General features: G+C 62.3%; 23 protein-coding genes. 14 read left to right on the top strand and 9 right to left on the bottom strand.

What is annotated here, in order from left to right; translation table 11 throughout:
• The first annotated feature begins 4 nt into the window (after positions 1-4).
• The 5 genes from F506_RS17540 (at position 5) to F506_RS17520 (ending at position 5,729) form a co-directional block, all read left to right on the top strand.
• Positions 5-328, top strand: a complete 324-nt coding sequence (locus F506_RS17540; protein ID WP_053199547.1) for a hypothetical protein — start codon at positions 5-7, stop codon at positions 326-328.
• The gene (locus F506_RS17535; protein WP_053199546.1) at positions 325-1,176 is read left to right on the top strand and encodes an HDOD domain-containing protein; all 852 of its coding nucleotides are present in this window, start codon (positions 325-327) and stop codon (positions 1,174-1,176) included. Before F506_RS17540 ends, F506_RS17535 begins: the two co-directional genes overlap by 4 nt.
• 33 nt (positions 1,177-1,209) lie before the next feature.
• Complete coding sequence (locus tag F506_RS17530; protein WP_235471213.1) at positions 1,210-2,682, top strand: ATP-binding protein; 1,473 nt, start codon at positions 1,210-1,212, stop codon at positions 2,680-2,682.
• 138 nt (positions 2,683-2,820) lie between these two features.
• Positions 2,821-3,978 carry a substrate-binding domain-containing protein gene (locus F506_RS17525; RefSeq protein ID WP_407638188.1) on the top strand — a complete coding sequence of 386 codons (1,158 nt, stop codon included), beginning with the start codon at positions 2,821-2,823 and terminating at the stop codon, positions 3,976-3,978.
• Positions 3,979-3,995: 17 nt separating this feature from the next.
• Positions 3,996-5,729, top strand: a complete 1,734-nt coding sequence (locus F506_RS17520) for an ATP-binding protein (RefSeq protein ID WP_053199542.1) — start codon at positions 3,996-3,998, stop codon at positions 5,727-5,729.
• Positions 5,730-5,747: 18 nt separating this feature from the next.
• On the opposite strand, the gene F506_RS17515 is transcribed toward F506_RS17520, so the two are convergent.
• The 4 genes from F506_RS17515 to F506_RS17500 all read right to left on the bottom strand — a co-directional run bounded on the left by F506_RS17515 (position 5,748) and on the right by F506_RS17500 (position 10,505).
• Positions 5,748-7,100, bottom strand: a complete 1,353-nt coding sequence (locus F506_RS17515; RefSeq protein WP_053199540.1) for an amidase — start codon at positions 7,098-7,100, stop codon at positions 5,748-5,750.
• A gap of 31 nt (positions 7,101-7,131) precedes the next feature.
• Positions 7,132-7,806, bottom strand: a complete 675-nt coding sequence (locus F506_RS17510; RefSeq protein WP_053199538.1) for a DUF2848 domain-containing protein — start codon at positions 7,804-7,806, stop codon at positions 7,132-7,134.
• 103 nt (positions 7,807-7,909) lie between these two features.
• Positions 7,910-9,232: an MFS transporter gene (locus F506_RS17505; protein ID WP_053199536.1), complete on the bottom strand. Its 1,323-nt coding sequence runs from the start codon at positions 9,230-9,232 to the stop codon at positions 7,910-7,912.
• Between the two features lie 343 nt (positions 9,233-9,575).
• The gene (locus F506_RS17500; RefSeq protein WP_053201748.1) at positions 9,576-10,505 is read right to left on the bottom strand and encodes a LysR family transcriptional regulator; all 930 of its coding nucleotides are present in this window, start codon (positions 10,503-10,505) and stop codon (positions 9,576-9,578) included.
• A gap of 135 nt (positions 10,506-10,640) precedes the next feature.
• Between F506_RS17500 and F506_RS17495 the strand changes: the two genes are divergently transcribed.
• The 9 genes from F506_RS17495 to F506_RS17455 all read left to right on the top strand — a co-directional run bounded on the left by F506_RS17495 (position 10,641) and on the right by F506_RS17455 (position 20,800).
• Positions 10,641-11,009, top strand: a complete 369-nt coding sequence (locus F506_RS17495; protein WP_053199534.1) for a VOC family protein — start codon at positions 10,641-10,643, stop codon at positions 11,007-11,009.
• 368 nt (positions 11,010-11,377) lie between these two features.
• Positions 11,378-12,352 (top strand): MurR/RpiR family transcriptional regulator, encoded by a 975-nt coding sequence (locus F506_RS17490; RefSeq protein WP_053199532.1) that lies wholly within the window; start codon positions 11,378-11,380, stop codon positions 12,350-12,352.
• Positions 12,349-13,332, top strand: coding sequence for an isoaspartyl peptidase/L-asparaginase family protein (locus F506_RS17485; protein WP_053199530.1), 984 nt, complete (start codon positions 12,349-12,351; stop codon positions 13,330-13,332). The genes F506_RS17490 and F506_RS17485 overlap by 4 nt, the downstream gene beginning before the upstream one ends.
• Positions 13,333-13,361: 29 nt before the next feature.
• Positions 13,362-15,275 (top strand): dipeptide ABC transporter ATP-binding protein, encoded by a 1,914-nt coding sequence (locus F506_RS17480; RefSeq protein ID WP_200907683.1) that lies wholly within the window; start codon positions 13,362-13,364, stop codon positions 15,273-15,275.
• Positions 15,276-15,339: 64 nt separating this feature from the next.
• Complete coding sequence (gene gsiB, locus F506_RS17475; protein ID WP_083457985.1) at positions 15,340-16,908, top strand: glutathione ABC transporter substrate-binding protein GsiB; 1,569 nt, start codon at positions 15,340-15,342, stop codon at positions 16,906-16,908.
• 154 nt (positions 16,909-17,062) lie between these two features.
• Positions 17,063-17,983, top strand: a complete 921-nt coding sequence (gene gsiC / locus F506_RS17470; protein ID WP_053199529.1) for a glutathione ABC transporter permease GsiC — start codon at positions 17,063-17,065, stop codon at positions 17,981-17,983.
• An 8-nt stretch (positions 17,984-17,991) separates the two neighbouring features.
• On the top strand, positions 17,992-18,897 hold the full coding sequence (gene gsiD / locus F506_RS17465) for a glutathione ABC transporter permease GsiD (RefSeq protein ID WP_053199527.1): 906 nt from the start codon (positions 17,992-17,994) through the stop codon (positions 18,895-18,897).
• A 26-nt stretch (positions 18,898-18,923) separates the two neighbouring features.
• On the top strand, positions 18,924-19,979 hold the full coding sequence (locus tag F506_RS17460; RefSeq protein ID WP_053199525.1) for a DmpA family aminopeptidase: 1,056 nt from the start codon (positions 18,924-18,926) through the stop codon (positions 19,977-19,979).
• Complete coding sequence (locus tag F506_RS17455) at positions 19,976-20,800, top strand: M55 family metallopeptidase (protein ID WP_053199523.1); 825 nt, start codon at positions 19,976-19,978, stop codon at positions 20,798-20,800. Before F506_RS17460 ends, F506_RS17455 begins: the two co-directional genes overlap by 4 nt.
• Here the strand turns inward: F506_RS17455 and F506_RS23215 are convergent.
• Genes F506_RS23215 through F506_RS17430 form a run of 5 tightly spaced genes read right to left on the bottom strand, consistent with a single transcriptional unit; the run spans position 20,797 to position 24,414 of the window.
• Positions 20,797-21,489 carry a 4'-phosphopantetheinyl transferase family protein gene (locus F506_RS23215; protein ID WP_144424083.1) on the bottom strand — a complete coding sequence of 231 codons (693 nt, stop codon included), beginning with the start codon at positions 21,487-21,489 and terminating at the stop codon, positions 20,797-20,799. The genes F506_RS17455 and F506_RS23215 overlap by 4 nt on opposite strands.
• A complete protein-coding gene (locus F506_RS17445) occupies positions 21,467-21,916 on the bottom strand; it encodes a hypothetical protein (RefSeq protein WP_053199520.1) in 450 nt (149 codons plus the stop codon). Before F506_RS17445 ends, F506_RS23215 begins: the two co-directional genes overlap by 23 nt.
• A 31-nt stretch (positions 21,917-21,947) precedes the next feature.
• Positions 21,948-23,201 carry a beta-ketoacyl-ACP synthase gene (locus F506_RS17440; RefSeq protein WP_053199517.1) on the bottom strand — a complete coding sequence of 418 codons (1,254 nt, stop codon included), beginning with the start codon at positions 23,199-23,201 and terminating at the stop codon, positions 21,948-21,950.
• A complete protein-coding gene (gene fabG / locus F506_RS17435; RefSeq protein WP_053199514.1) occupies positions 23,198-23,935 on the bottom strand; it encodes a 3-oxoacyl-ACP reductase FabG in 738 nt (245 codons plus the stop codon). The genes F506_RS17440 and fabG overlap by 4 nt, the downstream gene beginning before the upstream one ends.
• Positions 23,932-24,414: a hotdog family protein gene (locus F506_RS17430; protein ID WP_235471204.1), complete on the bottom strand. Its 483-nt coding sequence runs from the start codon at positions 24,412-24,414 to the stop codon at positions 23,932-23,934. The genes fabG and F506_RS17430 overlap by 4 nt, the downstream gene beginning before the upstream one ends.
• Position 24,415: the final 1 nt, after the last annotated feature.

The following is a 24,415-nucleotide window of genomic DNA, read 5'->3' as shown; positions in this document are numbered from 1 at the left end:
AGCCATGGCTTCCACTGATATTTTTCTGGAGATCGCTCTTGACGATGCCGCACCGGGGATGACCCTCGCGCAGGCCGTATTTGTCCAGGGAGGCGTGTGCCTCATGGCTTCCGGCAGCGTGCTCACCGACAAGTCCATCCAGGCGCTGAAGAAGCGCGGCTTGCACGCCGTGCAGATCGTGGCGCCGGTCAGCGACGAAAAGAAAGAGGCGTTGCTTGCAGCCTCATTGGCGAGGCTGGACGAGTTGTTCATGCATAGCAAGGACAGTGTGCCCAACCGGAAATTGCTCGAGTGCCTGCGCCGTTACCGGCGGGAGACGGCGTCATGAACGGGGTGACCGAGCAGGATATCGCCGGCGCCGTCTCACGCCTGCCGGCCTTGCCGAATATCGTCCTGGAGCTGATCCACGCGCTTGACAACAAGGATGTGGACACGCATACCCTGGCGCAGAAAATCTCCTACGACCAGACGCTGACGGCAAAAGTGCTGCGATTGGCGAATTCGTCGTTCTACGGCATGCAGAGCAAAATCGGGTCGATACCGCATGCCATCACGGTGCTGGGTTTCAACAGCGTGCGTTCGCTGGTGCTGGCCGCAGCCGTGGTCGACACATTTGCAAACCACGCAAGCGAAGATCTGGATCATGCCCACTTCTGGAAACATGCCATCGGCACCGCGTTGTGCGCCAAGGCGATCGCTGTGCATCGCGGCGCCAATCAGGACCAGTCTTTCATCGCCGGCCTGCTGCACAATATCGGCAGGCTGGTGCTGGCGACTTGCTCGCCGCTGCGCTATCGGGACGTGTTGCAGCGATGCGCGCAACATGACGAGGATTTGCTGGCGGCCGAGATCCACGTATTCGGCATCGATCACAAAACGGCCGGGAAGGCCGTGCTGGAATACTGGAAATTTCCCGCCGCGATCGTCGGGACGCTGGTCTCCGGACAGGAGGGGGCGCCGGCCCAGGGCGATGCCGCGGCGATCGCAGCTGTCGCTGATGCGATCGCCTACGCCCTTGATCTGAGTGGCGGCCAATACGATCGCGTGCCGTCGATCCCGGTCGCCGATTGGGACAGGCTGGCATTGAAAGAATCTGTGCTGCTGGACATCTTCGCAACAACGGAAATGCAATTCGAAGAGGCGTGCGCGATTCTCGGAGCAACGGGAAAGGCATGATCAGCCGATTTTATTCATTTCAAGGAATACGCCGTGTCATTCGTTCAATCTCAGCAGGCCTCGCTTGAACCGCAGATATCCGAGTTTTTCGACGGTTGCCCGGTTCCTGCTTTTGCCATTGACAGCCATCACGTCATTACCCATTGGAACAAGGCGTGTGAACACGTGCTGGGCGTGCAGGCATCGCAGATGGTCGGCACCAGGAACCAATGGAAGCCGTTTTACCTCTACGAACGCCCGGTGCTTGCCGATCTCATCGTGGCCGGATCGCTGGAGAATGTCGTCGGCGTCTACTATCACGACGACGACAAGTTTCGTAGTTCGGTCGTGATCCCCGGCGCGGTGGAAGCGGAGCGATTTTTCCCTCATCTGGGCGACTCCGGCCGCTGGCTGTATTTTTCCGCAGCGCCGCTGCGGGCGCCGTCCGGAGAGATTGTCGGCGCCATCGAGGTGCTGCAGGACATCAGCGCCCAGAAGACGGCGGAGCTGGACTTGCGGCGCATGCATCAGGAACTCGAAATGCTGGTCGTCAAACGGACGCACGAACTTGCCGCCACCAATGCCAAGATGGAAGAAGACATCTTGCGGCGGACGGCGGCGGAGGCGGAACTGGTAAGGCGTAACTCGGAACTCACCGAACTCAATCGCAAGCTGTCCATGACGCAGGAGCAGCTAATGCAATCCGAGAAGCTGGCCTCGATCGGCCAGCTTGCTGCAGGCGTCGCGCATGAAATCAACAATCCGATCGGCTACATCTTTTCCAATTTCAGCACCCTCGAAACCTATGTCGGCTCGTTGCTGAGGATGCTGGGCGCCTATGAAGCACAGGAACTCGACCGCGGTTCGGAGTCGGCCGCCAGGGAACTGGCGGCGGTGCGCGACGAGGTCGAGATCGATTTCCTAAAGGAAGACATCCCCGCCCTGATGAGCGAATCCCGCGAAGGCATCACCCGCGTGCGCAAGATCGTGCAGGACCTCAAGGACTTCTCGCGCGCCGATACGGCGCTGGAATGGCAATGGGCGAATCTGCACCAGGGCATCGATTCGACGTTGAATATCGTGAATAACGAAATCAAGTACAAAGCCGACGTGGTCAAGAACTACGGCGTGTTGCCCGACGTGGAATGCTTGCCCAGCCAGATCAATCAGGTGGTCATGAACCTGGTCGTGAATGCGGCGCACGCCATCGACGGTGCGCGGGGGACGATTACCATCACGACCCGGATCGTTGATACGGGTGCGGACGTGGAGATAGAAATCGCCGACAACGGTTCCGGCATTACGCCGGAGAACCTGTCGCGGATCTTCGATCCGTTTTTTACCACCAAGCCGGTCGGGCAGGGGACGGGGCTGGGATTGTCGTTGGCCTACGGCATCATGCAAAAGCACCACGGCAGCATCAATGTGAGGAGCGAGCTGGGCGCCGGAACCACGTTTACACTGCGATTCCCCATCCGGCACGACGCGGGCGGCGACGCTGGCCAGGGAACATCAGGAAATCCCTGAGACGTCCATGAGACGCGACTTCTGAATTTCCTGATGCCGCTGCCTGGCTGAAACAACTACTCTTCCGACAGGGACGGCCGATATGGCATGGCGGCCGACGCCATCGGCGATCGCAGACGGATGAGCAGCGGGAGGAGCATGTCTTTTTATTCAGGATTGGTGGCGTTGACGCTCTGCCTGCTGGCGGGGACGAGTCACGCGCAGACGAAACCGGCAGGGCCGGCGATGCCGGCGCAAAAAAAGGGGCAGATCAGCGAGTCTGCCGATGTCGCCTGGCTCAGCGATATGCAGGCACAGGTCAGGAAAGCCAGCGTGCACGGGCAGCCCTGGCCGGGGCCGCAATCCGGACCGCCGGCGCGCGCGGGGGTAACGGTCGCGGTACTGAGCGAGGATTTGAGGAACGGCGGCATTCTGGGCGTGGTCAAGGGCATCGGCGAGGCGGCCAAAGTCATCGGCTGGAACACAAAGATCATCAATCTCGGCGGCAACTCCGCCGACCGTAGCGCCGGTTTCGCCGCAGTGGCGGGTTTGAAGCCGCAAGGCGTGATTCTGGTGGGCATTGACGCCAGGGAGGCGCACGCCGAACTGCAGGCGCTGGCGAATCAGAAAATTCCCATGGTCGGCTGGCACGTGGGGTCGCAGGCCGGTATTCCGGCGTCGGGGCCGGTGGCCATGAACGTGTCTACCGACCCGCTGGAAGTCGCGCGCATCACGGCCATGGCGGCGGTAGCCGGCTCGCGCGGCAAGGCCGGCGTCGTGATCTTTACCGACAGCCGTTTCGAGATCGCCAAGGCCAAGGCCGAGGCCATGGCAAGCGTCATCAGGGCTTGCAAGGGATGTACATTGCTGGAAATCAGGGACGTTGCGATTTCACACAGCGCGGAACTGATGCCCGGCGCCACGAGGGAGTTGCTCAGCCGCTACGGCAAACGCTGGACCCATGCGTTGGCGATCAATGACATTTACTTCGACTATGCGGCCATCGAACTCACCAAGGCAGGGCTGCCCAGCAACGCCGTCGAGATGATGTCCGCCGGTGACGGCAGCGCGGCGGCATTCCTGCGTATCCAGGCCGGGACGTTCCAGACCGGCACGGTTGCCGAGCCGCTCAATCTGCATGGCTGGCAACTGGTCGATGAAATGAACCGGCTGCTGGCGCAACGTCCGGTGTCGGGTTTCCTGTTTCCGGTCCACCTGGTGACCACGGCCAATATTGCCTTCGATGGCGGCCCGCTGCTGCAATACGATCCGGACAACGCATACCGCGATATCTACCGGCGCATCTGGCGGCGCTGAAGGGGCGAGGGGAACGCATGCATTTCAACGCTTTCCAGGTGTGGCGGCCACGGCTGCTCAAGACCCAGTTCCTGTTTGCGATTTCGGGTCTTGCGGTGCTGATGCTGGCCGGAGGCGTCACGGCGATATACGCCTTGCATTCCGCCGTGGCGTCGACGAAATCGCTGGCGGAGGAGCGCCTGTTGCTGATGCAGCAAGCACAGGATCTGGTCGAGCAGACTTTCCTGATCGAGCGGGAAGCTTATTTGCTGTCAGGCGCTTCTTCCATCGCGGCAACGACGGCAAGTTACACGGAAATCGTCAAGCATGTGGAAGCGGTCGATCACCTGGTCGATCAACTGGCGAAGGGCGGCGACGATGTCGCCGTCATCGAGTTGCACCAGGCGGCGCAGCTGTTCCGCAATACTGCCAATATCATGGCGCAGTTGCGCGAAAATGAATTGCGTGCACCCGGGCTGCCGCCGGCCGGACTTGCGCAAGGCGGAGTGCAGGACGCTGTAGCGGTTGCGCCGTTCCGCGCCGAGTTGCAGCGGCAGTCCAAGGCGCTGGTGGACTCCGCCCGGCAGCAGTCGACCCGGTTCACGCAGGACTATCGCGTCGCGGTGCGGGAGCTGGCCGAAACGTCGGTGCGCAATCAACGCTGGATCACCGGCTTGCTGGTCGTCAGCCTGGCGCTGGCATGGCTGGTTGGCCACGGCTTCCTGGGGCGGCAGGTGCTGGCGCGCTTGCAAAAGGTTAGTCATAGCCTGCGCCATGGCGATCCCGGCGAGGAATGTTGCAAGGTACCGGTGCAGGGCGCGGATGAGATCGGCGAGATGGCGCGCGCGGTGGAGCAATTTCAGGCCGATCGCGTGCAGCTGGCGGTCGCCCACCAAACCTTAAAATTGGAAAAGACCCGGCAGGACGAGCTGATCCGCAAGCTGGCCGATGCCCAGAGCCAGCTGCTGCAATCGGAAAAAATGGCCTCGATCGGTCAACTCGCGGCGGGCGTGGCGCATGAAATCAACAATCCGGTGGGCTTCGTCAATTCCAATCTCGGGACCTTGAAGCGCTACGTCGATGAAACCCTGGCGCTGCTGTCGGCCTACGAACAGTCTGAAGCGGAGATGCCGGACGAGACCCGGCGCGCGCTGGCCGGACACAAGGCGCGTATCGACCTCGATTTCCTGCGCGAGGATATCGCCAGCGTGTTCAGCGAGTCGCAGGACGGGTTGCAGCGGGTGATCCGCATCGTCAAGGATCTGAAGACCTTTTCGCACGTCGACGAAGCCGAAAAACAATGGGCGAACCTGGAACAGGGACTCGACAGCACGTTGAACGTGGTGTCGCATGACCTCAAATACACCGCGGAAGTCCGCAAGGAATATGGCGGCATTCCGGACATAGAATGCCTGCCGTTCCAGTTGAATCAGGTCTTCCTCAACCTGCTCGTCAATGCCGGTCAGGCGATCGAGGGGCGCGGCCGCATCGTATTGCGCACCGGCCATGATGAAGACCTGGTCTGGGTGGAAGTGGAGGATAGCGGCAAGGGAATTCCGGAAGCCGATCTGGAACGGATCTTTGAACCGTTCTTCACCACCAAGCCCGTTGGAACCGGAACGGGCCTGGGACTTTCGCTTTCCTACGGTATCGTTGCCAAACACGGCGGCAAGATTGCCGTGCGCAGCGAAGTCGGGAAAGGAAGCGTGTTCCGGGTCAGCTTGCCGAGGCGCGCTGTTCTGTCGCCCGCCGCAGCCCAGGCCGCGGCGTGAGCCGTCATTTCTGCCGGTTCAATTCTTCAGCACCGCCTCCGCCGCCAACGCGATTGACAGCAGGCGATGGTCATTCCCGCCCGCTGCCGCCAGGCTCAGTCCCACCGGTGCATTTCCCTGTCCATGGCAGGGCAGCGATATGGCGCAGCCGTCGAGGAAATTGATCATGGTCGGATTGCGCAGGATCAGGCCGTTGGCGGCGTAGTAAGCGTCGTCGCTGGCTTGCAGGTCGGCGATCTTCGGCGCGACGATGGGCACGGTCGGCATGATCATCGCGTCGAAGCCGGCCAGTTGTCTTTCCACTGCAGCGATCCAGCGGCGACGGCTGTGGATGACGTCGAGCAGGTCGGCGGCGCCCATGTCCTTGCCGCGCTTGATGCGCGACACCACACGCTGGTCGTAGGCCGCTTCGCGCTCGGCGATCAGCTTGCGATGCCAGGTCCAGGCTTCGGCGGCGGTGAAACCGCCCTTGGCATTGATCGAGGCCAGTTCGCTGAAGGCGTCGATCTTGCTCTCGACGATCACGGCGCCGGCCGCCGACAGGCGCGACAGCGCCGTTTGCAGGGCGGCGGCAACCTGCTCGTCGATGCCGTCCAGCACCACATTGGTCGGCATCAGCAGGCGCAGGCCGCGCAACGGATGCGTCACCGGCGCGACGAAGGTTTCGCCGGCCAGTACGGCATCCATCTTGGCGCAGCACATCACCGTCGGCGCCATCGCGCCGATCGAATCGAGGTACTCGGACAGCGGCAACACGCCTTGCATCGGGACCCGGCGCGCGGTCGGCTTGAATCCGGTGAGGCCGCACAGCGCCGCCGGAATGCGGATCGAGCCGCCGGTGTCGGAACCGACGCCGGCCACCGCCATGCCGTCCGTCACCGAAATCGCCGCGCCCGATGACGAGCCGCCCGGAATGCGGCCGCCGTCAATATCGCGCTGCCACGGATTGCGTGGCGTACCGTAGTGAGGATTGATGCCGAGGCCGGAGTAGGCGAACTCGGTCATGTTGGTGCGGCCGACGATCACCGCGCCGGCGGCGATCAGGCGCTGCACCACCACGGCGTTCCCAGTTGCGGCCGGATAGCCGCGCAGGGCGACCGACCCGGCCAGCGTGGTTTCGCCGGCGACGTCGAACAAGTCCTTGATGGAGACCGGCAGGCCGTCGACAGGCGAGCGCGTCAGGCCCGCGGCCCGCAGCGTATCGGAGGCGCTGGCGGCGGCACGCGCGCTGTCGGCGTAGAGCCGCGTAAAGACGCGCGCGCCTTCGCCGTCGGCTGCGGCGGCGAGGTCGAGGGCGCGTTCGGTCAGTTCGAGCGAGCTGCTGCGGCCGGTGCGCAGGTCTTCGCTGTGTTGGTGCAGGCTGGGGATCATGGCGTCAGGAGTGGAAATGATTGAGCAACGATTAGGCGACTTCGGCGAGGATTTCCGCTTCGTAAGTGTGGCGCAGCGAACGCTGGCGGCGCGGATCGAACAACTCCATCGTGAACGACGTCGCCGGACGGATGCCGCCGATGGCGCCAACCGTGCCGCAGGTCATGCCGCTGCCTGCGGGCAGGATATCCTTGCCGCCCGTGAAGCCGGCGATCAGGTCTTGCGGCGTGCGCAGGCTGGCCAGCGTGCCTTCCTGATACAGGACTTCGTTGCCGTTTTCCTTGATCCAGGAGCGGATCACCAGCTCGTCCCAATAGGCGGCGACATCGGCCAGTTTCCAGGCGACGGCGGCTACCGGTTTGATGCAGGCCTGCTTGGAAAACGCCACGCTGTGGGCTTCCAGCTTGCGGTCGGTGTGGTCGGAGGCGATGCTGACGTACAGTTCGCCGCCGGCGTTGAAGACGAAGGTCTCGACTTCGCCCGACGACTCGCCGCCGAGCACCTGGACCGTCGCCGATTGCGTGAGCTGGTTGCTGGCTACGCGGTAATACAGCGGCACCGCGCTCGGACGTGGAATACCCAGTGCGGCCAGTTCTTCGATGTGATGCTCGATGGCGGCCAGGTCGCGACCGGCCCAGCCGGCGATGATGAGATTGTCGATGTCGACGTTGAGGGTTGCTGCGTCAGTGTGGAAAGAGAGTTTCATAGGGCTGCTTCAGGTGCGTGAAAAAAGGGTGCGCCGCCGGGGCAGAAATGCAGGAACAGAACGGCGGCGCAGGGACAACTCGGAAAATAATCGGGCTTAATAATCAGGCTTGTGTTTTCTTGACGAACACGACCACCAGGAAGCTGGCCAGGAACTCCAGCGCGGCGACGAAGTACAGGCCCGAGGACAGCGAACCGGTGCTGGTCTTCAGCGCGCCGATCATGTAAGGCGCGACGAAGCCGGCCAGGTTACCGATCGAGTTGATCAGCGCGATGCCGCCCGCGGCCGCAGTGCCGGCCAGGAACGCGGCAGGGATCGACCAGAACACCGGGAATGCCGCGAGGATGCCGATGGCGGCGAGCGTCAGCGCGCACAGCGCCATCACCGCGTTGCCCAATGTCAGGCCGGTCAGGATCAGGCCGACGCTGGCGATCAGCGTGGCGATGGCGCTATGCATGCGGCGCTCGCCGGTCTTGTCGGAGTGGATGCCGTTCCAGATCATGGCCAGCGTGCCGGCGATGAACGGGATGGCCGAGATCAGGCCGATCTGCAGGTTGCCCTTGATGCCGATCTCCTTGATGATCGACGGCGTCCAGAAGGCGATGGTGGCGTTGCCGCTGACCACGCAGAAATACACGGCGGCACACAGCCACACGCGGTAGTTGCTGCAGGCGTCCTTGAACGACAGGTGCTTGCTGGCGGAAGTGTTTTCGGCGACCAGCGCCTGGGTGACGGCCTGTTGTTCGGCGACCGAAAGCCATTTGGCGTTGGCTGGTTTCTCCGGCAGGTACAGCAGCACGAAGACGCCGGCGATCAGCGAAGGAATGCCTTCCAGGATGAACAGCCATTGCCAGTTGGCGAGGTGGCCGACGCCTTCCATCTGGCTCATGATGGTGCCCGCGATCGGACCGCCGACGGCGCCGGCAATCGCGAACGAGGTCATGAACAGGCCATTGACGCGGGCGCGGCGCTGGGCCGGGAACCAGTAGGTCAGGTACAGCACGACACCGGGGAAGAAGCCCGCTTCGAACACGCCCAGCAGGAAGCGCAGGACATAGAACGACGCAGGCGTGGTGACATAGGCCATCGCCATCGAGGCCAGGCCCCACAGGATGGTGATGCGCGCCAGCGTTTTGCGTGCGCCGATTTTTTCCAGCAGGAGGTTGCTCGGCACTTCAAACAGGAAGTAGCCGATGAAGAAAATACCGGCGCCGAGCCCGTAGATCGCCTCCGAGAATTGCAGGTCCTGCAGCATCTGCAGCTTGGCGAAGCCGACGTTGACGCGGTCGATCCAGGCCAGCACGAACAGGAAGACCAAGAAGGGGATCAGTCGCCAGGCGATTTTTTTATAGGTGACTTCCATGTCCACCGCGCCGGGCGTGTGGATGGAGGTCGCCGTCGGGGATGTTGCCGATGTCGAGGTCATGCTTGCCTTCTCCTGCTTTTGAGATTGATTGAGCGGTCGCCCGATTCTCACAGCACGAGAACATGCAGGACATCGGAAATGTCTCGGTGAAATCGTAGCTGGAAAATGCCTGGCGGAAATCTGTCGTTTGGTTTGCACCGGCATTTGCATCCGGCGCCATGAACGATCTTGTGATCTTGGGTGAATTCAGTATGCGTAGCGAGGGCGGCGCTGTCCAACAAGAAATTGTTGGCGCAGATGATTGGAAAATCTTATGAGCAAAAATGGGTGGGCTGCTGCGCCCTTGTGGTGCTGTTCGCAAAAACGGTTGCAGGCCTTGCCGGTTCTATCTTGCGGATGATCGCTACTGCGCCTGCGACGGCAATCGCGCGATCTCCTGTCCCCAATTGAGTGCGAAGTCGGCAGCGGTTTCCTGGGCGATGCGGGCGACGGTTTCGGTCAGCGGGTTCTCATTGTCGGAACGAAAACATGCCAGCATCACCAGCGCCGGAAACTCGACGTCGACCCGCAGCGTGTGCAGGATCTCTTCGTTGAGCTCGCGCTGGATGATGGCCGGCGGCACCGCCGCCACGCCGAAGCCGTCGGTGACCAGCCGGATCATGGTGGCGACCGAGGCGATGCAATTGACGTGCAGTGCGCCGCGTTCGCTGCCGGAAAACAGGCGCTCGATCACCGCATGCGGGCCCGAGTTGCGCGCGAAGCTGATGATGGGGAACGTCGCCAGGTCGGACAGGCTCAGCGTTTCGCTGCCGATGTTGAGCTTGGGACTGCCTACCCAGCGCATCGGGAATTCGCACAGGTTGAGATTGGTGATATGGGCGCCGGCCACCGGCTCGGCCTGCAGCACGATGTCGAGGTTGCCTTTGCTGAACTGTTCGCGCAGGTGGATGGTGGTGTCGCTGGCGATTTCGATCTGCAGGCGCGGGAACATCTTGTGCACGCGTCCGAGGAAATCCGGGAACCAGCTGTGCACGATCGATTCGATCACGCCGATGCGGATCACGCCGGCGTAAACCTGCTTGTCGGACATGTCGTCCTTCATCTCGCGCATCAGCTTGACCATGCGCTCCGCATACACCAGCGCCTTGCTGCCGTCCGTGGTCAGCGTCACTTCGCGCGCGCCGCGGTCGAACAGGCGCACGCCGAAATCCTGTTCCAGCGTGGCGATGCGGCTCGACACCGCCGCCTGCGTGGTGTGCAGGCGCTCGGCGGTCAGGCGGAAATTTTTCAGCTTGGCGAGCCAGACGAAGGTTTCGAGGAAGCGGATGTTCATGGCCGCCATTCTCTCAAAGCCGCGGCTATTAAGCCAGCAGGCGTTTTCGGCGTCGCCAGCGGCGCTTGCGGCGAAGGGATAGAATTCTCGCAGAATATTTCCGCAGCCAGCCTGCCGCCAGCAAAGAGGATTCCCATGCCAGTCACCGCCATCGATCATATCCAGCTCGCCATGCCCGCCGGCGGCGAAGACGCCGCCCGGCGCTTCTTTGGCGGCATCCTCGGCATGCCGGAGCTGCCCAAGCCGGCTGCCTTGCAGGCGCGCGGCGGCCTGTGGTTCCAGTGCGGCGTGCTGCAACTGCATCTGGGCATCGACAAGGAATTCCAGCCGGCGCTGAACGCCCATCCGGGGCTGATCGTCGATACGCTGGCGCCGATGATGGCGGCGTTGAAGGAGGGCGGCTTTCCGGTGCAGGAGGATGCGCCGATTCCCGGTTTCATCCGCATCTATACGGCCGACCCGTTCGGCAACCTGATCGAATTGCGCGAAGTCGTGCCGCGCTGAAACCTGTTGCGGCATCGTCTCATCTCACCCCGCAAATAATTTCCTGTTGTTCCTGTCCGGAGGGCCGTCGTTCTGCTTCACTGCAGCATGACGGTCTCGCATCGGCGTGTTTTCACGGTGGCTGGCGCATGTCTTTTTTCGGCGTCGCAAGCGTGGACGCGGGCCGGAGTTAGTCGCGTCGCCAGGATTCCGCTTTGGTGCAACGCACCCGAATTTCCCCAAATTTTCTCGCTATCGCGGTGCATCTGCGCGCGCTAAAGGTGCAAAGATTTTTACTTTCATTTTTGAAAGGATATTTTCTTTACTTTTGAAAATAATGAAAATATATTTACATTTTTTGCAGCCTTTCCGATTCCGGCCAACGTCACATGCACAATTCAAAGACCACATCCTTGCAAGGCGGCGGCGCAGTGGCGCGCGTGCTGGGCAAGCTGTATCCGAATCTGTCTAAGGCGCATCGCAAGACCGCCGACTACGTGCTGGCCAACACTTTTCGCGCCGCCACCATGACCATCGACGAATTGTCGGAGGCCGCCGGGATTTCGCTGGCGACCGCCAACCGCTTCGCGCATGCACTGGGTTTCGACGGCTATGCGCCGTTCCGCAATGCGCTGGTGGCCGACTTCGCCTCGTCGCTTGCGCCGGTGGAAAAGATGCGTCACGAAGTTCAGAAGAGCGCCACCAGCGTGGAAATCATCTCCGCCGCGCTCAGCAACGACATCCGGAATATCGAGGCCACGCGTCAAAGCCTGGTGCCCGAACATTGCGATCAGGCCGTCGAGATGATTCTGAAGGCCGAGCGCATCTTTGTGATCGGCTTCGGCGCCAGCGCTTTCCTGGCCGGCATCATGGTGCATGCGCTCGAACCGTTCTGCCGCACCGTTCTGTCGGGCGTGCATCCGGGCGGGCCGTCGCAGACCGGCCGCCAGTTCTTCAAGCTCGATGAGCGCGACGTCGTCATCGCCATGGCCTATCCGCGCTATGCCACCGACACGGTGCGCCTGGCGCGCCGCGCAGTCGAGAAGGGCGCCAGGCTGATCGCCTTCACCGACTTGCCGCATTCGCCGCTGGTGCCGTTGGCCGACGTGACCATCTATTCGCAGACCGAGCGGCAGTTGTCGCCGACCTCGGATGCCGCCGCGCTGGTGCTGATCCAGGCGCTGTGCGATGCGGTCGCACATCGCGCCAAGCGCTCGGTGCAGGCCGCGTCGGAGATGACCGAATTCGTATTGCCATGGCTGTACCAGGCCGAGCAGCATGAGCCGGTTCGCATGACAAAAAAAGCCGCCGCCGCTGTCACCACCGCCAACGGCCGGCCCGCAACAAAGAACAGGAAATCATGAACACCCCAGTCATCGCCATCCACGGCGGCGCGGGCACGATCACGCGCAGCGCGCTGAGCGCAGCCGACGAAGCCAATTACCATCGCGAACTCCACGCGATCCTGAAGTCCGCGCAAGCGGTGCTGACTGCCGGCGGCTCGGCGCTCGATGCGGTCAGTGAAGCAGTGCGGCTGCTGGAAGACTGTCCGCTGTTCAACGCCGGCAAAGGTGCGGTCTATACCCGCGCCGGCACGCATGAGCTCGACGCCGCCATCATGGATGGCGCCACGCTCAAGGCTGGCGCGGTCGCCAATATCACCTGCGTGCGCAACCCGGTACTGGCGGCGCGCGCCGTCATGGAAAAAAGCGCGCATGTCTTGCTGGCAGGTTGCGGCGCCGACGCCTTTGCACGCCAGCAGGGCCTGGCGATCGTGGATCCGACCTACTTCCATACCGATGCACGCCATCAGCAATGGCTGCGTGTGCGCGAGCAGAGCGGCATGATGCTGGATCACGACGCGGCGGCGTTCACCTTCAAGGAGTCGGCGCACGGATCTGCGCCGGTCGATCCGATCGATCCTGACAATAAATTCGGCACTGTCGGCGCAGTGGCGCTCGACATGCACGGCAACGTCGCGGCGGCAACCTCCACCGGCGGCATCACCAACAAGCAGGTCGGGCGCGTCGGCGACACGCCGCTGATCGGCGCGGGCTGCTATGCCGCCAACGCGACTGCAGCCATCTCCGCAACCGGTACCGGTGAAGTGTTCATGCGCACCGTCGCCGCCTACGACGTCGCGGCGCGCATGGCCTATGCGGGCGCAACCTTGCAGGAAGCCATGGAGCAGGTGGTCATGCAGGTGCTGCCGGCTTACGAAGGGCGCGGCGGCCTGATCGCCGTCGACGCGCAAGGCAATCTGGAGCTGTCGTTCAACACCGAAGGCATGTATCGCGGTTATGCCCGTGGCGGCGACACGCCGGTCACGGCAATCTATAAATAAGCAGTAGCGAAGGACGCAACGAAATGGCCATGCACGATCAACAATCGCCGATCTCCGATATCACAGGTAGCGCAGGCAGCGCAGGCAGCGCACAGCGCGTGCTGACCGTCGACAATCTCGGCGTCACCTTCACCGGTTCCGAACGCACGGTGGAAGCGGTGCGCGGTCTGTCCTTCCATGTCGACAAGGGCGAGACGCTGGCCATCGTCGGCGAATCGGGCTCCGGCAAGTCGGTGTCGTCGCTGGCCATCATGCGCCTGATCGAGCATGGCGGCGGTCGCATCGTCTCCGGCAGCATGCAGTTCCAGCGCCGCAACAATAGCGGCGACAGCGCACTGGACCTGGTCAAGGCGCCGCAATCGACCATGCGCAGCATCCGCGGCGCCGAGATCGCGATGATCTTCCAGGAGCCGATGACCTCGCTCAATCCTGTCTTCACGGTGGGTGAGCAGATTGCCGAATCGATCCGCCTGCATCAGCGCAAGAGCCATTCCGCAGCCAGCGCCGAAGCGCTGCGCATGCTGGAGATGGTGCGCATCCCGGAAGCCAAACGCGTGCTCGGCCGCCATCCGCACCAACTCTCGGGCGGCATGCGCCAGCGCGTGATGATCGCGATGGCCTTGTCGTGCAAGCCGTCGCTGTTGATCGCCGACGAGCCGACCACGGCGCTGGATGTGACCATCCAGGCGCAGATCCTGCAATTGATTCGCTCGCTGCAGGAAGAAATGCAGATGGCGGTGGTCTTCATCACCCACGATATGGGCGTGGTGGCGGAGATCGCCGATCGCGTCGTCGTCATGTGCCGCGGCGAAAAAGTGGAAGAGAATGATGTGCGCAGCATTTTTGTCGCGCCGGCCCATCCTTACACGCAAGCCTTGCTGGCGGCGGTGCCGCGTCTGGGCGCAATGACCGGTACCGACACGCCGTCGCGCTTCGGCATCGCACCGAGCGCCGAAGCCAAGCCGGACGCCATCGCCGAAGAACTGCAGGCCGCCTCGGAGATCGCGCAGCAGCGCCAGCCTATCCTCAAGGTCACCGACCTGACGACACGCTTCGACGTCAAGAGCGGCATCTTTGGTCGCGTCAAACAACGGGTGCATGCGGTCGAACGCGTCAGCTTCGATCTGTATGCCGGCGAGACGCTGGCCATCGTCGGCGAGTCCGGCTGCGGCAAGTCGACTACCGGCCGCTCGCTGCTGCGCCTGGTCGAAATCAGCGGCGGCAAGGTCGAGTTCGGCGGCCGCAACCTGGCGGAACTGCCGCGTTCGGAATTGCGCGAACTGCGCCGCGACATCCAGTTCATTTTCCAGGACCCGTTCGCTTCGCTCGACCCGCGCCTCACGGTCGGCTATTCCATCATGGAGCCGATGCTGGTCCATGGCATGAACGAAGGCGCGCAAGAGCGCGTTGATGCGCTGCTTACGCGCGTCGGTTTGCTGCCGGAACATGCACAACGCTACCCGCATGAGTTTTCCGGCGGCCAGCGCCAGCGCATCTGCATCGCGCGCGCCCTGGCCCTGAATCCGAAGATCGTCATCGCCGACGAATCGGTGTCGGCGCTGGACGTCTCGATCCAGGCGCAGATCGTCAACCTGATGCTGGATCTGCAGGCCGAGCTCGGCATCTCGTTTATCTTCATCTCGCACGACATGGCGGTGGTGGAGCGCATCAGCCATCGCGTCGCGGTGATGTACCTGGGCCAGATCGTAGAGATCGGTCCGCGCCGCGCGGTCTTTGAAAATCCTCAGCATCCTTACACGCGCAAACTCATGGCTGCCGTACCGGTGGCCGATCCCGAGCTGCGCCACTTGAAAAAAGGCTTGCAAAACGATGAGATCCCCAGCCCCATTCGCGCCATCGGAGACGATCCGCTGGTCGAACCTTTGAAGCAAGTCGGCCCCGGCCATTTTGTTGCAGAACATCGTATTTCCGCTGCGTTTTAATGTTTCCAGTGTTTTTTAGTTTGTTGTCGCCTCTTTAATCTTTCAGAAACCCAGGAGCCTAACCATGACTACCCACTCTTCCCGTCGCGGCACAACTGTCATCCGCTGGCTTGCGCTCGGCGCCATCGGCACCACCATGCAGTTCGCCGCCGTGCATGCCTGGGCCGCCAAGAGCGTCACGCTCGCGGTCGCCTCGACCTTCACCACGATGGACCCTTATGACGCCAACGACACGCTGTCGCTGGCCGTGACCAAGTCCTTCTATCAAGGCCTGTTCGCGTTCGACAAGGACCTCAAGCTGGTCAACGTGCTGGCCGAAGGCTATCTGGTCAGCAAGGACGGCCTGGAATACACCATCCGCCTGCGCCAGGGCGTGAAGTTCCATGACGGCACCACGTTCAAGGCCGATGCCGTCAAGGCCGTGATGGACCGCGTCACCAATCCCGACAACAAGCTCAAGCGTTACGTCCTGTTCAATCGCGTGGCCCGCACTGAAGTACTGAACGACTACACCGTCAAGATCGTGCTGAAGGAGCCGTTCTCGGCCTTCATTAACGTGCTGGCACATCCGTCGGCGGTGATGATTTCGCCGGCTGCGCTCAAGCAATGGGGCAACAAGGACATCGCCTTCCACCCGGTCGGCACCGGCCCGTTCAAGTTCGTCGAGTGGAAACAGACCGACTACATGAAGGCCGAGAAATTCGCCGGCTACTGGAAGGCCGGCTATCCAAAGGTCGACGAAGTGATCTGGAAGCCGGTGGTCGACAACAACTCGCGCTCGGCGATGATGCAGACCGGCGAAGCGAACTTCACCTTCCCGCTGCCGTATGAGCAGGCCGAGCTGTTGAAGGGCAAGGGCGCACTGGACATCGTGACCGGTCCTTCCATCATTCAGCGCTACATGTCGATGAACGTCAGGCAAAAGCCGTTCGACAACGTGAAGGTCCGCCAGGCCATCAACTACGCGATCAACAAGGATGCGCTGGTCAAGGTCGCCTTCAGCGGTTATGCCGTACCGATGGACGGCGTGCTGCCGCAAGGCGTGGACTACGCGGTCAAGACCGGCCCATGGCCGTATGACGTGAAGAAAGCCAAGGCGCTGCTGGCCGAAGCCGGTTACCCGAACGGTTTCGAAACCGAACTCTGGTCAGCCTATACCCACACCACCGCGTTGAAGATCATCCAGTTCCTGCAACAGCAACTGGCGCAGGTCGGCATCAAGGTCAAGGTGCAGGCGATGGAAGCCGGTCAACGCGTCGAGAAGGTCGAGAGCGCGCCGAATCCGGATACCGCACCCGTGCGCCTGTATTACGCCGGCTGGTCGTCGTCGACCGGTGAAGCCGACTGGGGCCTGCGTCCGCTGCTGGCATCCGAAGCCTTCCCGCCGAAACTGTTCAACACCGCTTACTACAAGAGCGACAAGGTCGACAGCGACATCGCCCAGGCTCTGACCGTGACCGATCGTACCCAGAAAGCGGCGTTGTACAAGGATGCACAGACTGAAATCTGGAAGGATGCGCCATGGGCCTTCCTGGTGACGGAAAAGGTCTTGTACGCACGCAGCAAGAACCTCAAGGGCGTGTACGTGATGCCCGATGCGTCGTTCAACTTCGATGAAATCGAATTGAAGTAAGCGCCGTAGCCGGAAGCAGCAAGGGCTCCGCCGGGATGGCGGAGCCCGCGGCACCGCAGTCGTGCAGCATCGTATTTTCAGAATTCCCGGCAGTCGCCCAGGCAAGTCAGGCGGGCGGTTGCTCCCCAGCAGTTGAATCATTGCAGGACGCGCCATGTTTTCTTATGTTTTAAAACGTCTTCTGGGCTTGATCCCGACCCTGTTGCTGGTCGCGGTGATGGTGTTCCTGTTCGTCCACTTGCTGCCCGGCGATCCGGCGCGGCTGGCGGCGGGGCCGGAAGCCGACGAGCAGACCGTGGCGCTGATCCGTGCCGATCTTGGCCTCGACCAGCCAATTCATAAACAGTTCGTGCGCTTCTTCGTGAACGCCGCGCATGGCGACTTCGGCACTTCGCTGCGCAGCAAGTTACCGGTCAGCCAGGAAATCATGGAACGCTTCTGGCCGACCTTGTGGCTCACCGTCACCAGCATGATCTGGGCGGTGATCTTCGGTTTGTTCATCGGCGTCTTCTCGGCGGTGTGGCGTAACGAATGGCCCGACCGCGCCGGCATGACGCTGGCGGTCTCTGGGATTTCCTTCCCGCCGTTCGCGCTGGGCATGGTGCTGATGGAAGTATTCTCCGTGCAACTGGGCTGGCTGCCGACGGTGGGCGCCGACAGCTGGCGCCATTATGTGCTGCCGTCGCTGACGCTGGGCGCCGGCGTGGCGGCGATCATGGCGCGCTTCACGCGCTCCTCGTTCATCGAGATCATGAAGGAGGACTTCGTCCGTACTGCGCGCGCCAAGGGCCTCAACGAGCGCATCGTGATCGCCAAGCATTGCCTGCGCAACGCGCTGATCCCGGTGGTGACGATGATGGGCTTGCAGTTCGGCTTCTTGCTGGGCGGCTCCATCGTGGTGGAAAAAGTCTTCAACTGGCCCGGCATGGGACGCCTGCTGATCGACGCCGTCGAAATGCGCGACTATCCGATCATCCAGGCCGAGATCCTGTTGTTCTCGCTGGAATTCATCTTCATCAATCTGATTGTCGACGTGCTGTACGCCGTCATCAATCCGAGCATTCGTTACAAGTGAGGCAGCGCATGTCGACTTCCATTACCCCTGCCGCAAATCCCGTGGCCGCAACGGCCTCCAAACCGATCCGCACGCCCTGGAGCGAGTTCTGGCGCAAGTTCAAAAAGCAGCCGCTGGCCCTGGCGGCCGGCGCCTTCGTGCTGTTTCTGGTGGTGATCGCGATCATCTCGCCGTACATCTCGCCGTACGACGCCGAGAATTATTTCGACTACGACGCGCTCAACGCGGGGCCGTCCCTGGCGCACTGGTTCGGCGTCGATTCGCTGGGTCATGACATTTTCAGCCGCATCCTGGTCGGCACGCAATTGTCGCTAGCGGTGGGATTTTCGTCGGTGGCGGTAGGCGCCATTGCCGGCACTTTCCTGGGGCTGGTGGCCGGTTACTACGAAGGCTGGGCGGATCGCGTCATCATGCGCATCTGCGACGTGCTGTTTGCGTTCCCCGGCATCTTGCTGGCTATCGCCATCGTGGCCATCCTGGGCAACGGCATGACCAACGTGATCATCGCGGTGGCGATCTTCAGCATCCCCGCGTTTGCCCGGCTGGTGCGCGGCAATACGCTGTCTCTTAAGCAACTGACCTACATCGAAGCGGTGCGCAGCATCGGCGCCAACGACATGACGATCATTTTGCGGCACATCTTCCCCGGCACGATTTCATCGGTCGTGGTGTATTTCACGATGCGCATCGGCACCTCGATCATTACGGCCGCCAGCCTGTCCTTCCTCGGCCTGGGTGCGCAACCGCCGACGCCGGAGTGGGGCGCCATGCTCAACGAGGCGCGCGCCGACATGATGACGGCACCGCATATCGCGATCTTCCCCAGCCTGGCGATCTTCCTGACGGTGCTGGCGTTCAACCTGCTCGGCGACGGTCTGCGCGATGCGCTCGATCCGAAGCTGGATCAGAAATAAAGGCGCGTCTTTCCGCCGGCAATTCCATGAGCAAGATATCTCCTCCACACATCGGCCGCCTGCCTGCCGGACCGGCGGACAGCATCGCCGACGTGCCCGGCGTGACGGTCGGCCATTGCACCCTCAACTACGGCGCGATCCAGACCGGGGTCACGGTGGTGCGTCCGCATGGCGGGGATCTGTTCCGCCAGAAAGTCCCGGCTGCAGCGGTGACATTCAACGGCTTCGGTAAAAGCGTCGGCCTGATGCAGGTCGAGGAACTGGGCGTGCTCGAAACGCCGATCGCCCTGACCAATACCTTCGCCGTCGGTGCAGTGGCCATTGCGCAGACGCGCGCCGCCGTGGCCGACAATCCCGGCATCGGGCGCAGCCTGCCCAGCGTCAATCCGCTGGTGTTCGAATGCAACGACGGCTATCTCAACGACATGCAGGCCTTCGCGGTGGAAGAGCAACATTACCGCCAGGCGCTCGACAATGCCTCCGGGACGGTGGTGCAAGGCGCAGTCGGCGCCGGTCGCGGGATGTCGTGCTTCGATCTCAAGGGTGGCATCGGCAGCGCTTCGCGCAAGGTCGCAATCGGCAGCGCTGAATACACGGTCGGCGCGCTGGTGCTGGCCAATTTCGGTAAATTGCCCGATCTGGTGGTGGACGGCGAACGGCTGGGCAAGACCCTCAAATGCCTGCAAAAACGGTTCGACGAACCCGAGAAGGGTTCCATCATCATGCTGATCGCCACCGATGCGCCGCTCGACGCGCGCCAGTTACGCCGCCTGGCGGGACGCGCCGGCGTCGGCCTGGCGCGCACCGGTTCGGTCTACGGCCACGGCAGCGGCGACATCGCGCTGGCGTTTTCCACGGCGCAGACGGTGCCGCATATGGCCGATGCGGCATCGCCCGCACTGCATTTTTCCTGCTTGCACGACAACCTGCTCGACCCGTTTTTTTACGCGGTGGCAGACAGCACCGAGCAAGCCATCCTCAATGCCTTGTTTGCCGCGGAAGCGGTCAAGGGCAGGGACGGTCACCAGCGGCGCTCGCTGAGCGATTTGCTGGAGATCCTCGCCACCATGGAGCATGCATGAACATCCTGATTTCCGTCGACATCGAAGGTATTGCCGGCGTATTCCATCCCGAGCAGACGCGTCCCGGCAACGGTGAATACGAACGCGCGCGACGCCAGATGACCGAAGAAGCCAATGCCGTCATCCGCGGCGCACTGGCCGGCGGCGCCGGCAACATCGTCGTCAACGACTCGCATGGCAGCTTTCGCAACCTCTTGCCCGACCTGCTGCATCCGGACGCGCGGGTCGTGCTGGGCAAGCCGCGCGTATTGGGCATGATGGGCGGCGTGGCCGGAGACGTCGACGCCGTCATGATGGTCGGCTACCACTCGCGCTCACAGACCGGCGGCATCCTGGCGCACACCATCAACAGCTTCGCGTTTTCACGCGTCTGGCTCAATGGCGCCGAGTTGGGCGAAGCGGGGATTTACGGTGCGCTGGCGGGCGAATACGGCGTGCCGGTGATTTTCGGCAGCGGCGACGACGTCTTCATCAAGGAAACCGCGCCGCTGTTCCCGCACGCGCATTTCGCCGAAATCAAGAAAGCGCATGGCGCCAACAGCGGCGATTCGCTGTCGCCGCAGCAGGCCTGCACTCTGCTGGAAGAGGTGGCGCAGGAGGCGGTGCAGGCCGCGCGCGCCACCCAGATGCCGAAGTACCGCATTGAAGTCCCGGTCACCTGCCGCCTGCAGGTGCAGACGCCGGCGCTGACGGACCTATTCTGTCAGTTGCCGATCGTCGAGCGGGTGGATGCGGTGACGCTGAAGTTCGACGCGCCGTCGGTGGAGTTCGTGGTGCGCGTGCTCAACAGCCTGTCGGCGATGTCGTTCATGCTGCGTTAGACGTCAAGTGTCTGCAGTTCAATGATGTCGAACGAGGTTAGCTCCTGGGCCGCACATACGCCGATGTGCAGGCAGGAGTGTTCGATGGCGAAGCAATTCCAGCCCGTATTGCAGGAAATCTGGCCGGTCTTTTGAGTGAAATTGCCACGCAGCTTGTACAGCGCTTCCTGGTTGTTCCACAACCGATAAAATCCCTCCTCCCGGCGTAGCTCGTCGAGACCGGCAAGCCATTCTCTTCCTGCATCGTCGAATGCGGCTGCACCCAGTTCTTTGACGTCTCGCGCAGGCATTTTGTTTTCAATGTCGAGCCCGATGGCGCAAGCAGTGCTTGCCATGCAAGCAATCCAGCCACGGCTGTGTGAGATGCTGAAATGAAAATCGGGTGTGGGAGAGAGTGAGGAAAATGACAGGACAGGCGCATGGTGTTTGCGTTCGGCAACGTCCACGTGCCTCGCAGCCGGTCCTAGCAGATGGCGCGCCGCATGCCGCAGAAGCATGCGGCCCAACACGAATTCGCGAGCGCGCGCGGTGCGCGAAAAGTGCTTGAGACGGTGACGTTCATCCGAGGCAAGCAGCGTGTGGAATGAGGCCAGCTTGCCGTCGGAGATCAGGCCGCCGTCCAGCAGCCAGAGCGTGGCCGCGGGAAGGCTTGCTGAGGACGCCTGATTACTTGTCGGCGATTTTGACAAAATCGCCCTTTAAGGCAACACCAGCAACGATGGCGCCTGCGTGGCATTCGAACTTGCTTGTGCTGGCCATTTCGTCTTTCTTGTAATAGCTGACGATATTGACCACCGCATTTGCACCCAATTGCTTGGCGCGCGTCTCGAACGCGAGGAGGGCGGAAAGGAATGCCCAGTTGCAGGCAACTTCGTCGGACTTGCCGAAGGAGTTGGTCTTGCGATTGGAAAAGTCAGTGGCCAGTTTTTCAAGAACTGCCGGATGCGGCTGGTCTGCAAAATAGAACTTCACGGTCCCGCTCAGCTTGCTTTCGGCGTCCTTGGTGTTGAGGCCATCCTCGATGGACAGAAGATGCTTGGTATCGCGCGCCTGGGCCGGCAGGCTTGCGACGCTCAGGATGCTGGCGGCAATCAACAGAGAGCAGATTTTTTGCATGGTTTTTTCCTTTTCTGGTGGATGAGCGAAATCAGGGGTGGCGTTTGAAAATCAGCGATGTATTGATCCCGCCGAACGCAAAATTGTTCGACATGATGTATTCGCATTCGAGTGCACGGCCTTCCCCGGCGATGTAGTCGAGTTCGCCGCACTCCGGGTCGACGCGCGTCAGATTGATGGTCGGGGCGAACCAGTTGGCGTGCATCATCTCGATGCTGAGCCAGGCTTCCAACGCGCCGCAGGCGCCCAGCGTGTGGCCCATGTAGCTCTTGAGTGAACTGATCGGCGTCCGGTCGCCGAATACGCGCGCGGTGGCGTTGGACTCGGCGACGTCGCCCTGTTTGGTGCCGGTGCCGTGGGCGTTGATGTAACCGATTGCGGCGGCGTCCAGGCCTGCATCGGCCAGCGCCATGTCGATGGCGATCTTCATGGTGTCGGCGTTGGGATTGGTGACGTGGCTGCCGTCGCTGTTGGTGCCGAAGCCGACGATCTCCGCATAGATGCGGGCGCCGCGCGCCTGCGCATGTTCCAGGTCTTCCAGGATCAGCGTGCCGGCGCCTTCGCCCAGCACTAGGCCGTCACGTTGTTCGTCGAACGGGCTGGGCGTGATGGCCGGCGTGTCGTTGCGCACGCTGGTGGCGTACAGGGTGTCGAACACGGCAGCTTCCGAGGCGCACAGTTCTTCCGAGCCGCCCGCGATCATGGCGATCTGGCGGCCGCTGCGTATCGTTTCATAGGCGTAGCCGATACCCTGGCTGCCTGAGGTGCAGGCGCTGGAGGTGGTGATGATGCGGCCGGTGACGCCGAAGAACACACCCATATTGACCGGCGCGGTGTGCGCCATCATCTTGAGGTAGGTGTTGGCGTTGATGTTCCGGGTGCTTTTTTCCGTGAACAGCATGCTGAAGTCGGCAACTGCACTGGGCGTGCCGGCCGACGAACCGTAGGCGATGCCGATGCCGCCGTTGCGCAGCAGCGGATCGTCGAGCAGACCGGCGTCGGCCAGCGCCCATTCGCTGGCGCGGGTCGCCAGCACTGCGACACGGCCCATGCTGCGCGTGCTCTTGCGATTGTAGCGCTCGGACAGTTCGAAGGCCGCAGCCGGTGCTCCGAGGCGCGTATGCAGGCCGTTGTACTCATCCCATTCAGGCATGCGCACGACCGCGTTGCGATAGCTCCGAAGGTGCTCCTGCGCGCTATGCCAGTCGTTGCCGATGGGGCTGATGCCTGCCATGCCGGTGACGGCGACGCGGCGTTCTTGCCGGGAGCGATTGTTTGCGGTCATACCAAGCCTCCGTTGACCGAGATGACCTGGCGCGTGATATAGGCGGCATCTTCCTGCATCAGGAAGCTGACTGCCGATGCGACTTCTTCCGGCTTGCCGGCGCGGCGCGCGGGAATCATCCTGACGATTTCCTCCATCGGCAATTCGTCGGTCATGTCGGTATCGATCAGGCCCGGCGCGACGCAGTTGACGGTGATGTTGCGCTTGGCCAGTTCCAGCGCGAGCGCCTTGGTGGCGCCGATGATGCCGGCCTTGGCGGCGCTGTAGTTGACCTGGCCGCGATTGCCGACCATCCCGGAGACAGAGGCCAGCGTGACGATGCGTCCAGGCTTGCGGCGGCGGATCATCGGCATCACGAGCGGATACAGCACGTTGTAGAAGCCATCGAGATTGGTCTTGAGCACGCTGTCCCAGTCGACGCCGGGCATGGCCGGAAAGGCATTGTCGCGTGCGATGCCGGCGTTGCAGACCACGCCGTAATAAGCGCCGTGCTGCTCAACATCCTGCAGCAGGATGTCGGAGGTCTGCGCCCGGTCGGCGATGTCGAACTGCAGTACGCGCGTGCTGCGTCCCAGCGCCTCGATCTCTTTCGCCACTGCGTCGGCGGCATCGCGCCGGCTGTGGCAGTGCAGGACGATGTCGTAGCCGTCGCGCGCCAGGCGCAGCGCAATCGCCTTGCCGATGCCGCGGCTGGAGCCGGTGACCAGGATGGTGTTGTTCCCCGTTGTTGTCATGATGAACCTTCTTGTAGAAATTCCCTGGCGTCATGCGGCTGGAAGACTGAAATTGTCGCCTGCGCCAGTTGTTGTTGTGAGTCCGCATCCTTGATGCTGCAGGCGAACGATCCCAGGCCGTTGTCGGCCTGCAGCAGTTTCTCGACTTCGACGTGCAGGGTGCTGCCGGTGACGAAGCAAGGCACGCTGGCGTCGTAGCGGCGCGCACCGAGCAGGAAGCCGATCTTGACTGCTTCACCGCGCTGTTGCGCATGATAACCGGCCCAGGCGGCGATCGCCTGCGCCATGTATTCGATGCCGACCCAGGCGCCGACGCCGGCTCCGGTCTGGAACATGCTGTCGTCGGTGATGGCGACTTCCGCGCACAGCTTGTCGGCGTCGGCGCTGACCACGCGGTCCAGCAGCAACATGGGAGCGGCATGCGGAACCAGGGTGGCGATCTGCGGAAATTGCATTTCGGTTTGCATTTTGGTCTGCATT

Source organism: Herbaspirillum hiltneri N3, from assembly GCF_001267925.1.
Lineage (GTDB): Bacteria > Pseudomonadota > Gammaproteobacteria > Burkholderiales > Burkholderiaceae_D > Herbaspirillum > Herbaspirillum hiltneri.
Note: the sequence above shows the minus strand (reverse complement) of the source record. Positions and strands in the feature narration are given on the sequence as shown.